We start from the raw sequence: 13,005 nt of genomic DNA, 5'->3' as shown, positions 1-13,005 counted from the left end.
GCGCCCGCTTAGTCGCGAGTGCGCGCCCTGGCGTTCCCGCCGGTGATCGCGGAGCGTCACGGGCCTCGGATGAGGCCGGTGGAGAGTGCGGGCAAAACCCGGTTGTCCCCGGCACGTATAGTCGGGGATGTGGTGATCCGTACGGCCTAGGTCGCAGGCGAGCCCGCTGGTCACGATCCGCGGGCGTACGAGGCCTGCCCACGACCAACTTCCCGGAGTTTCCAGACCATGATCACCGCAACTGACCTCGAACTGCGTGCCGGTACCCGCATCCTGCTCTCCGACGCCACACTGCGCGTCCAGGCGGGCGACCGCATCGGCCTCGTCGGCCGCAACGGCGCGGGCAAGACCACCTCTCTGCGTGTCCTCGCGGGCGAAGGCGAGCCCTACGCAGGCGACCTGCGCCGCTCCGGTGAGATCGGCTACCTGCCGCAGGATCCGAGGGAGGGCAACCTTTCCGTCACCGCGAAGGACCGCGTGCTGTCCGCGCGTGGCCTCGACGAGCTGCTCCGCGAGATGGAGAAGGCGCACTCGGCCATGTCCGAGCACGCCGACGACAACAGTCGGGACAAGGCGGTCCGCCGCTACGGCCGCCTCGAGGAGCGGTTCGCCGCGCTCGGCGGCTACGCGGCCGAGAGCGAGGCGGCCCGCATCTGCGCGAACCTCGGTCTCGCCGACCGTGTGCTCGCACAGGAGGTCGGCACGCTCTCCGGCGGTCAGCGCCGCCGCGTCGAGCTGGCCCGCATCCTGTTCGCCGCCTCCGAGGCGGGGGCGGGAAGCGGCGGCTCCGGCACCACCCTGCTGCTCGACGAGCCGACCAACCACCTCGACGCCGACTCGGTCAACTGGCTGCGCGGCTTCCTCAAGGGCCACAGCGGCGGGCTCGTGGTGATCAGCCACGACGTCGACCTGCTCGCCGAGGTGGTCAACAAGGTCTGGTTCCTCGACGCCATGCGCGGCCAGGTCGACCTGTACAACATGGGCTGGCAGCGCTACCTCGACGCCCGCGCGGCCGACGAGAAGCGCCGCCGCCGCGAGCGGGCCAACGCCGAGAAGAAGGCAGGCGCGCTGCAGGCGCAGGCCGACAAGATGCGTGCGAAGGCGACCAAGGCCGTCGCCGCGCAGAACATGGCGAAGCGCGCCGAGCGGTTGCTGTCCGGCCTCGAGGAGGTCCGCCAGGCCGACAAGGTCGCGAAGATCCGCTTCCCGGAGCCAGCCCCGTGCGGCAAGACCCCGCTCACCGCGGAGGGTCTCTCCAAGTCCTACGGGTCCCTCGAAGTGTTCACCGGCGTGGACCTCGCCATCGACCGCGGCTCCCGCGTGGTCGTGCTGGGCCTCAACGGCGCGGGCAAGACCACGCTGCTGCGGCTGCTCGGCGGCCGGGAGGCCGGCGACTCCGGTGAGGTCGTGCCTGGCCACGGGCTGCGGATCGGGTACTACGCCCAGGAGCACGAGACGCTGGACCACGACGCGTCGGTGTGGGAGAACGTGCGGCACGCCGCACCGGACACCCCCGCGCAGCAGCTCCGGTCGCTGCTCGGCACGTTCCTGTTCACCGGCGAGCAGCTGGAACAGCCTGCTGGCACACTGTCCGGCGGTGAGAAGACCAGGCTCGCGCTGGCAGGCCTGGTGTCCAGCGCCGCCAACGTGCTCCTGCTCGACGAGCCGACGAACAACCTCGACCCGGCCTCCCGCGAGCGCGTCCTGGAGGCGTTGCGTGGGTACACCGGCGCTGTCGTGCTCGTCACGCACGACCCCGGCGCGGTCGAGGCGCTGGAACCGGAACGGGTGATCCTGCTGCCCGACGGCACGGAAGATCACTGGTCAGCGGACTACCTCGAGCTTGTGCAGCTGGCCTGACCACTGCGCCATACCGGTGAGGCGTGACCGATTTCACGGCTATTTTCGATCTCGCCTGGCATTCCACGCGCTCGTGTTCGATCATTGCCACGGCAGATGTTCCAGTAAACCTCCGTCACACGCTACGGAAGGCGGACGACGTGGCTGATCTGAAGAAGGGCGCGCGGATTACCGGCAGTACGCGCGACAAACTGGCGGCCGATCTCAAGAAGAAGTATGAGAAGGGCGCCAGCATTCGTGCCCTGGCCGAGTCGACAGGACGGTCGTACGGGTTCGTGCACCGCGTCCTGTCAGAGTCCGGGGTGACGTTGCGCGGCAGAGGTGGCGCAACGCGAACGAAGAAGAAGTAACTGGGATCACGCTTGGATGCCGCGGGTGTCGGGGTTCGCGACCGGATCGTCGTCAGCGCAGTTGACTCTGTCTGTGGGGCTGAGGCGGTCGTCATCGGTCGGTCCCGCGGGCGTCCGTCTCCCCTCCCTGCGCGCGGCGGCGGAGAAGCCGAGCATCGCGCCCAGCATCGCCAGCGGGTACACGAGGTACCCCCAGCGCGTGGCCGGCGCGAGGATGATCGCCGTACCCAGCCCCACCGCGGTACGCAGCATCACGTCAGCGGGGTCGCGGGGCGGGCGGATCACCAGCCACGCCGCGATCGCGATCGCCGCGAGAGCGAGCAGCGCGAGCGACACGGCGTGCCCGACCGGCCCGAGCTGCGCGATCAGGTGGCCGGGCAGTGGACTGGCGGCCGGTGAGGCTGCCTCGCCGAGCCCGGCCGGGTAGAGGACCACGTGCTCGACGAACGACTGGGGGTCGACCGACAGCACTGGGATCACCAGTACCGCCGTCGTGGTGATCACTGTACCAAAGAAGATCAACATCGCTCGGCGGCCGCGTGCGGCGATGATCGCGACAGCGATGACCGCGAGGGCGGGCAGCGCCGTGAGCTTCATGTTGATGACCACGGCGATCACGAGGCCCGCCCACGCGGGACTCGCACGGAACGCGAGCGCCGCGGCGAGCACGATCAGCGCGATCACCGGGATGTCGTCGCCTGCGACCACCATCGTCAGCAGGGTCAGCGGGCTGACCGCGGCGAGCTGCGCGGCCGGGACCGGCACCCTCGGCCACCCCATGACCTTGAGCGTCAGCACGATCGCCAGCACGGTGACGACCGCGAACGCCACCCGCGCGTCGGTGAACGGACCGTCGCCGAACAACGCGCGCGGCAGGCCGAAGACGGTCATGGCCGGGCCGTAGGGCGTGTAGTCGTCGGGGTGCGGCGGCCTGCCGAGCAGGCCGAGGTCCGGGTAGGGCGTGCCGTTGTCCATAAGCAGCCGCGCGGACCGTTCGACGACCCACACCTCGGGCTGCGAAGGGAACGACCACGGCCATTGGCCCCACACGAAGCCCGGGTCGCGGCGGAAGATCAGCACGAGCAGCGGCACGACCCCGGCGAACAGGGCGACGACCACCACGGGCGTCCAGCGCGACCACAGCCACCTCGAGGTCGCCGACAGGTCGGTGCGGGACACTAGCTGGGCCGCGGTGAGCGCGACGGCCACCAGATAGCCGGCCGTCGCGAAGTTGCCCCAGACGCGGTAGCCGTAGAACTCGGAGAACACCGCGTTGCCGGCGGCGAAGACCAGGCTGATGCCGTAGAAGAGCAGGTCAAGGCGCAACGCTCGACGAAAGGTCCGCTCCACGCGGGCAGGCTACCGAGGCATGCCGACGTGTTCGCTCTCCGGGTAACCGGGAAGGCGCCGACCACCACCGGCGTTGCCATCTAGTGTCCCGAACCGGGAATGCGGTGCGTGAGTCGGTGGATCCAGGTTTCTGCCGGCAAGGCACCGATCCTCCCTCGTACCGGGTTGTACTTGGGTGGATCGGCAACGCCTCCAGAGGGAGGCTGGGCCGCCGAATCATGTGCCAGATTTCCGGTTCGGGACACTAGGGGCAGAGAGGGGTGCACGTGGAGAACAGCTGGACGCTGATGCGTGGTGCCATGCACGCGAACGACGCGCCGAAGGGGCTGCGGAAGGGCACGATCCGGCGGGTCTACAGCTTCGCCGGGCCGCACCGGGGCAAGCTGGCGGTGTTCCTGGCACTGACGATGATCTCGGCGGTACTCGCGGTGAGCACGCCGCTCCTGGCAGGCCAGGTCGTGAACGCGATCGTCGGCGGCGGCGCCGTGTCGACGGTCGTGTGGCTCGCGGTCGCGATCGCGGGGGTGGCGATCCTGGACGCCGGGCTGGGGCTGGCCGAGCGGTGGCAGTCCTCCCGCATCGGTGAGGGGCTGATCTACGACCTGCGGCGCGCGGTGTTCGGGCACGTGCAGCGGATGCCGGTCGCGTTCTTCACCAGGACCCGCACGGGTGCACTGGTGTCGCGGCTCAACAACGACGTGATGGGCGCGCAGCGGGCGTTCACGTCGACGCTCGCTGGGCTCGTGACGAACGTGATCCAGCTGGTGCTGTCGGTCGCCGTGATGATGACGCTGTCGTGGCAGGTGACCGCGCTGGCGCTGGTGCTGCTGCCCATCTTCGTGCTGCCAGCGCGGCGGATGGGGCGGCGGATGGCCGACCTGCAGCGCGAGTCCGCCGGGCTGAACGCGTCCATGACCACACAGATGACCGAGCGTTTCTCCGCGCCGGGCGCGACGCTCGTGAAGCTGTTCGGGCACCCGGGGGCGGAGCTGCAGGAGTTCTCCGGGCGCGCGGCGCGGGTGCGCGACATCGGGGTGCGGTCGGCGATGCTGACCCGCTGGTTCATGACGAGCCTGACGCTCGTGTCGGCGCTCGCGCAGGCGCTGGTGTACGGGCTGGGCGGATACCTGGCGATCACGGGCGCGCTCTCGCCCGGCACGGTTGTGGCGCTCGCGTTGCTGCTGACCAGGTTGTACACGCCGCTGACGGCGCTCGCGAACGTCCGGGTGGACGTGATGACCGCGCTGGTGTCCTTCGAGCGGGTCTTCGAGGTGCTCGACCTGAAGCCGATGATCGAGGAGAAGCCGTCGCCCCGGACCGTGCCTGCGGGCGGCGTGTCGGTCGAGTTCGACGACGTGCGCTTCGCCTACCCTGCGCCGGACCAGGTGTCGCTCGCGTCGCTGGAGGAGGTGGCGGTGCTGGACAAGCGCGGTGGCGAGGAGGTCCTGCACGGCATCGGCTTCCGCGCAGAGGCCGGGGAGACGGTCGCGCTGGTCGGGTCGTCGGGTGCGGGCAAGTCGACCATCGCGTCGCTGGTGCCACGCCTGTACGACGTGGACGCCGGTGTCGTCCGGCTGTCCGATGTGGACGTCCGCGACCTGTCGTTCGACGCGTTGCGCGACACGGTCGGCGTTGTCACCCAGGACGGGCACCTGTTCCACGACACGATCCGCGCGAACCTGTTGTACCCCAGGCCATCCGCCACCGAGGACGAGGTGTGGGCGGCGCTGCGGCGGGCCCGGCTGGCCGATCTGGTGCGCGGTCTGCCGGACGGGCTCGAGACGCTGGTGGGGGAGCGTGGCTACCGGTTGTCGGGCGGTGAACGGCAGCGGCTCACGATCGCGCGACTGTTGCTGGCCGAGCCGAAGGTGGTGATCCTCGACGAGGCGACCGCGCACCTGGACTCCGAGTCGGAGGTGGCCGTTCAGGAGGCGCTGACCTACGCGCTTGCCGACCGCACGGCGATCGTGATCGCGCACCGGCTGTCGACGGTGCGGGCGGCGGACCAGATCCTGGTGGTGGAGGCGGGCCGGATCGTCGAACGCGGCGACCACGACACGCTGCTGGCGGCGGGTGGCCGGTATGCGGAGCTCTACCGCACCCAGTTCGCGGACCAGTCCGCGGCGGCCTGACCTGCAAGGCGGTCTGGGGTGCGAGCGTGCCGTCCGGAAACAGCGGCGACCCGCTCAGCCCGGCAGGTCCTCCGGCCGGTCGACGTCCGCGCCGTGCGCCACGTCCTGGCACGGCACCGCGGCCACCCTGTGCCGTGCCAGGTATGGCCGCGCGCCCTCGTCGCCGGTCGCCAGTTCCGACACCGCGGCCCACCGGTCGCGGCCGATCAGCACCGGATGTCCCGGCACGTCGTCATAGGTGGCCCGCGCCAGCGCCGCCGGTGAGGACAGCGCCACGAACCGGCGCACCGCACCGGCCGTGATGCCCGGCGTGTCCACCGGCAGCACCAGAACCGACTCGCAGTCCGTCGCCGCGAGCGCGGCAAGTCCCGCCCGCAGCGAGGAACCCATGCCGGACGCCCAGTCCGGGTTGTCCACAAGAGACGATCCGGACAACTCCGCTGTGCCGCGCACGTCCTCGGCCAGCGCACCGAGCACGACCACCACCGGCGCGCACCCGCCCGCGTGCAGGACGTCGGCGGCATGCTCGACGAACAGGCGTCCCTGGTGACGCACCAGTGCTTTCGGCATCCCGTACCGCGTGCCCGCACCCGCGGCGAGCAGTAACCCGGCAACCGTCACACCAGCAGCGTATGCCTCAGCGGAAGGCGGCGACGTTGTCCAGAGCCCACTGCGCGTAGGTCCGCGCGGGCCGCCCGAGCACCTCCTCGACGGTCGGCGACGGCACCAGCGTCGCCGACCAGTCCACGTCGTCGAACGACGGGCCGGTCGCCGAGTAGTCGTCGAACCCCAGCAGGAACCCCGCGTTCTCGGCGCCCCAGCCGCCCTGCCGCTCCAGGATCTCCCTGGCCCGCACCGGGCTGACCTCCTCGAACCGCACCGGTTCGCCGAGCGCGTCGCCGATGGCGGCCACCTGCTCGCGCCTGGTCAGCAGCTCGGGGCCGGTCAGGTCGTACCAGCGCCCGGTGTGCCCGTCCTCGGTGAGCGCGGCCACCGCCACCGCCGCGATGTCGCCGTCGTGGATCGCGAGGCTCGGCGCGTCCGGCTGCGCGTACCGCACCACCCGGTCGGCGCGGATCATCCGCGCCCACAACCGTTCCGTGTTCGACGCGAAGTCTCCTGGCCGGACGTGGGTGTACTCGAGGCCGGACGCCTCGACGGCCTGCTCGACCGGCAGCTGGAAGTCGGTGTCGAAGCCGCCGGTCACCGCGCCGGAGGACAGCGTCACGATCCGCGTGACACCGGCCGACTTCGCCCGCGCCACCACCTCGGTCGCGGTCCTCGGCTCCGGGAACAGGTACATCCGCTCGACGCCCTCGACCGGCACCGACGCGGGCGCGAGCAGGTCGCCGCGCACCACCTCGACGCTCGCCGGGAACGCCGCCGTCGCCGGGTTCCTCGTCATCGCCAGCACGTCGTGCCCCGCCTCGGCGAGCTGCGCGACCACGTGCCGCCCCACATGACCGGTCGCCCCGGTCACCAACACCCTCATGACACTCCTCAAAAAATGGGTACACTGTACGCATAAACGGTAGCATCTACGATGGCGGCACGATGACCACCGACGAGACCGCCGAGGCGAACCAGGCCGCGAGCTTCGGCGGGGGCGCCGCGTCAGCCGAGACCATGGCGCTGCTGTGGGGGACCAAGCCGGCGCCGTCGCGGGGCCGAAAACCAGGCATGACGGTGCCGAGGATCGTGGCGGCGGCCATCGAGATCGCCGACACCGACGGTCTCGGCGCGCTGTCGATGCGCCGCGTCGCCGACGCGCTCGACGTGGGCACCATGTCGCTCTACCGCTACCTGCCAGGCAAGACCGAGCTGTTCGAGCTGATGCTCGACACCGTGATGGGCGAGGACGGGCCGCCGGAACCGGACCCGGCAGGCTGGCGGGCCGGCCTCGCCGCCTTCGCCCGCCGCAGCCTCGCGGGCTACCGGCGCCACCCGTGGCTGCTGGAGGCGTCGATCTCCCGCGGGATGATGGGCCCGAACCAGACCGCGGCGCTCGACGGGCTGCTGCGCATGATCTCCGGCATCGGCCTGTCCAGAGGGCAGATGATGGCCGTCGTCGGGCTCGTGGTCGGCTACGTGCAGGGCAGGGCGCGTCAGCTCGCCGACGCCACGCGGTACGAGCAGCGCTCCGGCGTGTCCGACGAGCAGTTCTGGCGCCACTTCGCGCCGCTGCTCGACGAGCACCTGGACACGCGGCGGTTCCCCGCGCTTGCCGCCGTGTGGCGCGACGACGAGCTGACCTGGGAGGACGAGTTCGAGTTCGGGCTCGACCGCGTACTGGACGGGATCGAGGCGTTCGTGAACAAGGGGAGTGGCCCGTGACGGAACCCCGGCTGCGCAGGCTCGGCGCGCGTGGTGGCGACACCGAGGGCGCGGTGCTCGTGCTCCACGGCGGTCAGGAGAACAGCACGGCGCCATCGGCGCCGTGGCACCCCGCGTACCTGCGGATGATCCCGTTCGCGCGGGACCTGCGCCGGGCGCCGGGGGTCGCGGTGTGGCAGCTGTGCAACCGTTACCGCGGCTGGAACGCGCCCGCCCTCGACCCGGTCGCCGACGCGCGGTGGGCCCTCGGCCGGCTCCGCGAGACGCACCCGGACGTGCCCGTCGCACTCGTCGGGCACTCCATGGGCGGCCGGGTCGCGCTGCGGGTCGCCGACGACCCCGCCGTCGTCGGCGTGTGCGCGCTCGCGCCGTGGACCCCCGACGGTGAGCCGGTGGCGCAGCTGGCGGGCCGGACGGTGCTCATCGCGCACGGTGACCGTGACCGCATGACCGACCCCGCGCTGTCATTCAGCTACGCCAGGCGGGCCAAGGACGTGACCGACGCGGTGGCCAGGTTCGACGTCCTCGGTGAGGGGCACGCGCTGCTGCGCCGCTATGGCGAGTGGACGCGGCTGGTCAGGCGGTTCACACTCGGCGTGCTGGGTATCACAGACGTCGACCACGACATCGCCGAGGCACTGGCCAAACCCATGCCGGCAGGACTCCGCGTGGCGGTTTGATCATCGTCTCGTACGGTATGCCCCGTGTTGCGCAACCTGCATGTGGGTCCCCACGTCTTGTGTTCAAACGGAAGGGTGGGGTTGTGAGCGGAGCTTGCGGAGCGAACCAGGGAACGCAGGGCGACCGCGAGCGGCGCCCCGGAGCCTGTGAGGGGGCGTCATGAGCGGAGCTTGCGGAGCGAACCAGGGAACGCAGGGCGACCGCGAGGGGACGTCATGAGTTATCAACCACCGCCTCGTCGGCGATCCGGTCCGCCGCCTGGTCAAGGTCGCGGCTACGGCCCGCCGCAGGGCGGCAGCCGCAAGCCCGCGTACCACCAGACCCGGATGCTGCCGCTGCCCGGGCAGGAGCAACCGCCGAACTACGGTCCGCCGCCGAGGCAGGACGACTACCGCAGGCCGCCGCCATCGGGTGGTGAGGGCTACCCGCCGCCACCGCCACGCAGACCACGCCGCAGGCCCCGCTGGGGACGCCGGATCGGGATCACGTTCCTGGTGCTGCTCCTGCTGCTCGGTGTCGGGTTCTTCTGGATGGACACGTCGCTGAACCGCGTCGCCGCCATCGAGGACTACCCTGGCCGCCCGGCCGCCGCGGCGGGCACCAACTGGCTGATCGTCGGGTCGGACAGTCGTGAGGGCCTGACCGAGGAGGAGAAGGCCAAGCTCACCACCGGCGACGCGGCGGGCAAGCGCACCGACACGATCATGGTCGCGCACATCCCGGACAACGACACACCGCCGACGCTGCTGTCGCTGCCACGGGACTCGAACGTGGAGGTCCCCGGCCACGGCGTCAACAAGATCAACGCCGCGTTCTCGATCGGTGACGCACCGCTGCTGGTGAAGACCGTCGAGGGTGCGACCGGACTGCGGATCGACCACTACGCGGAGATCAGCTTCGGCGGCTTCGCGGGCATCGTCGACGCGGTCGGTGGCGTCGAGATGGACATCCCCGAGGAGATGCGGGACACCAAGACCGGCGCGGTCATCCCGGCGGGCCGCCAGGAGCTCGACGGTGTGCAGGCGCTGGCATTCGTGCGCATGCGGTACTCGGCCTCCACCCCCCGGTCGGACCTCGACCGCGTGGTGAACCAGCGCAAGTTCATCGGTGCGCTGGCCGCGGAGATGGCGAGCCCCGGGACGCTGCTGAACCCGTTCTCGCTGTTCCCGATGATCGGTGAGGCGACCGATGCGCTGATCGTCGACGAGGAGGATCACCTGTGGCACCTCGCGAGCCTCGGGTTCGCGATGAGCGGCATCTCCGACGGCAGCACGGTGACCACGACGGTGCCGGTGACCAACCCGAGCGCCCACGACTGGGACGACGGGAAGTCGGAGCAGCTGTTCAACGCACTGCGTGAGGACACACCGGTCCCGCCGGACGTGATCGTCAACTAGTTGGAGAGGGCCGGAGTCCCCCGGGGGACTCCGGCGTCTCAGGTGGTGCGGGTGCGTAGCACCTCGAGTGCGCGGTCGGCGTGGGCGGCCATCCGCAGCTCGCTCTTGACGACCTCCAGGACCTTGCGGTCGGTGTCGATCACGAACGTGTGCCTGCGGGTCAGCAGCGGGCCGAAGCTCCGCCGAACCCCGAACAGTGTTGCCACCGCGCCGTCGGTGTCGGACAGGAGCGGGTAGTCGAACCCGTGCTTCTCGCTGAACTCGGCCTGCTTGGCGGGAGCGTCCGGGCTGATCCCGACCCGGTGCGCGCCGACCGCCGCGAACTCGGTGGCCAGGTCGCGGAAGTGGCAGCTCTCCGCGGTACAGCCCTTGGTCATGGCGGCCGGGTAGAAGAACAGGACCACCGGGCCGGTCTCGAGGAACTCCCGCAGCGTGCGGGGCTTGCCGGTCTCGTCCGGCAGTTCGAAGTCCGGTACGAGCTCCCCAACCTTCATGCGCGATCCCTTCCTGTCACCATGTGTTCCGTGGACGTCACCGCCGCTCCCAGTCTGCCGCTCCGCCTCGCGCGAGCGGTCACCGAGGTGCTCTCGCCCGCCGTGATCGTGCCGCTGCTGTCGTTCGCCGTCGCCTGGTACGCCACCAAGCACGACCTCGTCGCGACCATCGGCTGGGGTCTGCTCGTGACCGTGTTCTACTGCGCGATCCCCATGGCGATCGTGGTGCGCGGCGCCCGGGGTGGCCGCTGGGACGGGCACTGGGTGCGGGAACGCGAGCGCAGGCTGGTGCCGCTCCTGCTGATCCTCGTGTCGACCCTCGTCGGGCTCGCGGTCATGCTCGTCGGCAGCGCACCGAGGGACGTGCTGGCGCTGGCCTGGTCGATGGTCGCCACGCTGCTCGCGTGTCTCGTGATCACCGGGTGGTGGAAGGTGTCCGTGCACGCGACGGTCGCGGGTGGCGCGCTCGCGACGATCGTGCTGCTGTACGGGCCGTGGTACCTGCTGCTCGTGCCCGCGCTCGCGCTGGTGTGCTGGTCCCGGGTGGTCGTCGAGGACCACACCGTCGCGCAGGTCGTGGCCGGTGCGGTGCTCGGCCCGATCGTGGGCGGCGTGGTGTTCCTCGCGCTGCGGTGACCTCGGTCGCGACTATGGGATGAGCAGGACCCTGCCGAGCTGTGCCCGGCTGTCGAGGATCCGGTGCGCGGCAACGGCTTCGTCGAGTGGCAGTCGCGTGTGGACGGAACCGCGCAGTCGCCCGTACGCGAGCTGCCCGGTCAGCTCGGCGACCTCGGCGGTGGCACGCTCCGGTGCGGCCGCGCGCCACGCCAGCAGCGAGAACGCGGTGACCGTACGCAGACCGACCAGGCTCACCACCGGGATCTCGCCGAACTCGCCCGACGCCACGCCGTAGGCGACGACCCGGCCGAATGGTACGAGCAGGTCGACGCTCTGGTGCAGCACCGCCCCGCCGACCGAGTCGAGGACCACGTCGACACCGTTCGGTGCCGCGGCCCGGACCCGCTCTGGCCAGTCGTCGCGGGTGTAGTCGACGGCCACGTCCGCGCCGTGCGCGCGGGCGAAGTCGAGCTTCGCGGCGGACCCGGCGGTGGCGATGACCGTGCCGGCGCCTTCGAGCTTCGCGAGCTGCGTGGCGAGGTGGCCGATCGTGCCTGCGGCGGCATGCACGAGCACGGTCTCCCCGGCCGCGAGCCGCCCGGTACGCAGGACACGCAGCGCGACGGGTGCGGGGCTGGGCAGCAGGCTGGCCGCGCCATCGTCGAGGTTCTCGGGCACCGGGGCGAGCCAGGCGGCGTCGGCGAGCACGAAGTCGGCGAAGGCGTCCTTCTCCGCGAGCGCCGCGACCCGCGTGCCCACCAGGCCGGGGTCCACCCCGGGGCCGGTGGCTTCGACCGTTCCGACGACGTCGCCGGTCGGCGAGCCCGGCAGCGGGAGGTCGAACAGGGTCCCGGCCGATGGGCCGCGCCGGAACTTGGTGTCGACGAAGTTGGCGCCGATCGCCGTCGCGCGGATGAGCACCTGCCCCTCGCCGGGGACCGGGACGTCCGCTTCTTCGACTTTCAGCACTTCAGGGCCGCCGTACTCGTGGTATCGGACTCTGCGCACGGTATTCTCCTGCCTCGACGAACTAATTGGACTCTCGGTCAAGTTAACCATAACTGGACTGCCGGTCCAGTATGTGAGGTGATGTATGCGCCAGGACGCGGCCCGCAACCGCCGCGCGATCCTGCTCGCCACGGAGGAGCTGCTCGGCAGGTTCCGTCCCGACGAGGTGACGATCGAGCAGGTCGCGGCGGCGGCCGGGGTCGGCAAGGGGACGGTGTTCCACCGCTTCGGCAACCGGATGGGGCTGATGCTGGCGCTGATGCAGGACCGAGCGTTCGAGCTGGGGGAGTCGGTCCGATCGGGGGAGCCGCCGCTGGGGCCCGGTGCCCCGCCGCACGAGCGCCTGATGGCCTTCCTCGCCGCGGTGGTCGAGGTCGTCGGCCGCAACAAGGGCCTGATGGCGGCGCTGGGCGCGGAGGTGGCGTCGATGCCCAAACCCCACGACGGTCCGGCCCGCGAACATCCGGTCTACCGGAGCTGGCACGGCCACGTCACCGAGCTGCTGGCAGCGGTGAACCCGGACCTGGATGCGGAACTGCTGGCGGACCTCCTGCTGGCGGGCCTGCACAGCGACCCGATCCTCCGCCTGCTGGAACGCGGCGAGACCACCCGCCTGACCGCCGCGCTACAGGCCATGGCCGCCGGACTGCTGGATCGCTGACCGCCGGTTGCACTGAATCACCAACTCGCCGGTCCTGAACCGTGGACTCGCGGGTTCTGAACGGTGGACTCGCGGGTTCTGAACGGTGGACTCGCGGGTTCTGAACGGTGGACTCGCGGG

General features: G+C 71.0%; 13 protein-coding genes. 8 read left to right on the top strand and 5 right to left on the bottom strand.

Annotation, left to right across the window (positions count from 1 at the left end; translation table 11 throughout):
• Window positions 1-228: 228 nt before the first annotated feature.
• Window positions 229-1,860, top strand: coding sequence for an ABC-F family ATP-binding cassette domain-containing protein (locus WBA97_RS12825; RefSeq protein WP_424230990.1), 1,632 nt, complete (start codon window positions 229-231; stop codon window positions 1,858-1,860).
• Window positions 1,861-2,000: 140 nt separating this feature from the next.
• Window positions 2,001-2,210 carry a helix-turn-helix domain-containing protein gene (locus tag WBA97_RS12820; RefSeq protein WP_133909271.1) on the top strand — a complete coding sequence of 70 codons (210 nt, stop codon included), beginning with the start codon at window positions 2,001-2,003 and terminating at the stop codon, window positions 2,208-2,210.
• A gap of 6 nt (window positions 2,211-2,216) precedes the next feature.
• Here WBA97_RS12820 and WBA97_RS12815 read toward each other — a convergent pair whose 3' ends face one another.
• Window positions 2,217-3,560: a glycosyltransferase 87 family protein gene (locus tag WBA97_RS12815; protein WP_424230989.1), complete on the bottom strand. Its 1,344-nt coding sequence runs from the start codon at window positions 3,558-3,560 to the stop codon at window positions 2,217-2,219.
• Between the two features lie 266 nt (window positions 3,561-3,826).
• Between WBA97_RS12815 and WBA97_RS12810 the strand changes: the two genes are divergently transcribed.
• A complete protein-coding gene (locus WBA97_RS12810; RefSeq protein WP_424230988.1) occupies window positions 3,827-5,692 on the top strand; it encodes an ABC transporter ATP-binding protein in 1,866 nt (621 codons plus the stop codon).
• Window positions 5,693-5,746: 54 nt separating this feature from the next.
• Here WBA97_RS12810 and WBA97_RS12805 read toward each other — a convergent pair whose 3' ends face one another.
• Together WBA97_RS12805 and WBA97_RS12800 are read right to left on the bottom strand one after the other, a co-directional pair.
• Entirely contained in the window at window positions 5,747-6,313 is a 567-nt protein-coding gene (locus WBA97_RS12805; RefSeq protein ID WP_424230987.1) for a nucleotidyltransferase family protein, read from the bottom strand.
• A gap of 16 nt (window positions 6,314-6,329) precedes the next feature.
• Window positions 6,330-7,184 (bottom strand): SDR family oxidoreductase, encoded by an 855-nt coding sequence (locus tag WBA97_RS12800; RefSeq protein WP_424230986.1) that lies wholly within the window; start codon window positions 7,182-7,184, stop codon window positions 6,330-6,332.
• Between the two features lie 62 nt (window positions 7,185-7,246).
• On the opposite strand from WBA97_RS12800, the gene WBA97_RS12795 reads away from it, so the two are divergent.
• The 3 genes from WBA97_RS12795 (at window position 7,247) to WBA97_RS12785 (ending at window position 10,104) form a co-directional block, all read left to right on the top strand.
• The gene (locus WBA97_RS12795; protein ID WP_424230985.1) at window positions 7,247-8,026 is read left to right on the top strand and encodes a TetR/AcrR family transcriptional regulator; all 780 of its coding nucleotides are present in this window, start codon (window positions 7,247-7,249) and stop codon (window positions 8,024-8,026) included.
• Window positions 8,023-8,706 carry an alpha/beta hydrolase gene (locus WBA97_RS12790; protein ID WP_424230984.1) on the top strand — a complete coding sequence of 228 codons (684 nt, stop codon included), beginning with the start codon at window positions 8,023-8,025 and terminating at the stop codon, window positions 8,704-8,706. The genes WBA97_RS12795 and WBA97_RS12790 overlap by 4 nt, the downstream gene beginning before the upstream one ends.
• 216 nt (window positions 8,707-8,922) lie before the next feature.
• The gene (locus tag WBA97_RS12785) at window positions 8,923-10,104 is read left to right on the top strand and encodes an LCP family protein (RefSeq protein WP_424230983.1); all 1,182 of its coding nucleotides are present in this window, start codon (window positions 8,923-8,925) and stop codon (window positions 10,102-10,104) included.
• A 38-nt stretch (window positions 10,105-10,142) separates the two neighbouring features.
• Here WBA97_RS12785 and WBA97_RS12780 read toward each other — a convergent pair whose 3' ends face one another.
• Window positions 10,143-10,598 (bottom strand): peroxiredoxin, encoded by a 456-nt coding sequence (locus WBA97_RS12780; protein WP_424230982.1) that lies wholly within the window; start codon window positions 10,596-10,598, stop codon window positions 10,143-10,145.
• Between the two features lie 30 nt (window positions 10,599-10,628).
• Between WBA97_RS12780 and WBA97_RS12775 the strand changes: the two genes are divergently transcribed.
• Window positions 10,629-11,234 carry a hypothetical protein gene (locus tag WBA97_RS12775; RefSeq protein ID WP_424230981.1) on the top strand — a complete coding sequence of 202 codons (606 nt, stop codon included), beginning with the start codon at window positions 10,629-10,631 and terminating at the stop codon, window positions 11,232-11,234.
• A 12-nt stretch (window positions 11,235-11,246) separates the two neighbouring features.
• Here the strand turns inward: WBA97_RS12775 and WBA97_RS12770 are convergent, their stop codons facing one another.
• Window positions 11,247-12,224 carry a quinone oxidoreductase family protein gene (locus WBA97_RS12770; protein WP_424230980.1) on the bottom strand — a complete coding sequence of 326 codons (978 nt, stop codon included), beginning with the start codon at window positions 12,222-12,224 and terminating at the stop codon, window positions 11,247-11,249.
• 85 nt (window positions 12,225-12,309) lie between these two features.
• Here WBA97_RS12770 and WBA97_RS12765 point away from each other — a divergent pair, with 85 nt between their 5' ends.
• Window positions 12,310-12,885 carry a TetR/AcrR family transcriptional regulator gene (locus tag WBA97_RS12765; RefSeq protein ID WP_424230979.1) on the top strand — a complete coding sequence of 192 codons (576 nt, stop codon included), beginning with the start codon at window positions 12,310-12,312 and terminating at the stop codon, window positions 12,883-12,885.
• The last annotated feature ends 120 nt before the right edge of the window (window positions 12,886-13,005 follow it).

Origin of the sequence: Actinophytocola sp. (assembly GCF_049647105.1) — a bacterium.
Taxonomy (GTDB): domain Bacteria; phylum Actinomycetota; class Actinomycetes; order Mycobacteriales; family Pseudonocardiaceae; genus Actinophytocola.
This window is presented reverse-complemented; position numbering and strand designations above follow the sequence as displayed.

What these genes read in the sequence shown, in the direction of transcription:
- WBA97_RS12795 (WP_424230985.1), top strand. Translation starts at nt 7,247, where the DNA reads ATGACCACCGACGAGACCGCCGAGGCGAACCAGGCCGCGAGCTTCGGC.
- WBA97_RS12825 (WP_424230990.1), top strand. Translation starts at nt 229, where the DNA reads ATGATCACCGCAACTGACCTCGAACTGCGTGCCGGTACCCGCATCCTG.
- WBA97_RS12785 (WP_424230983.1), top strand. Translation starts at nt 8,923, where the DNA reads ATGAGTTATCAACCACCGCCTCGTCGGCGATCCGGTCCGCCGCCTGGT.
- WBA97_RS12780 (WP_424230982.1), bottom strand. Translation starts at nt 10,598, where the DNA reads ATGAAGGTTGGGGAGCTCGTACCGGACTTCGAACTGCCGGACGAGACC.
- WBA97_RS12800 (WP_424230986.1), bottom strand. Translation starts at nt 7,184, where the DNA reads ATGAGGGTGTTGGTGACCGGGGCGACCGGTCATGTGGGGCGGCACGTG.
- WBA97_RS12765 (WP_424230979.1), top strand. Translation starts at nt 12,310, where the DNA reads ATGCGCCAGGACGCGGCCCGCAACCGCCGCGCGATCCTGCTCGCCACG.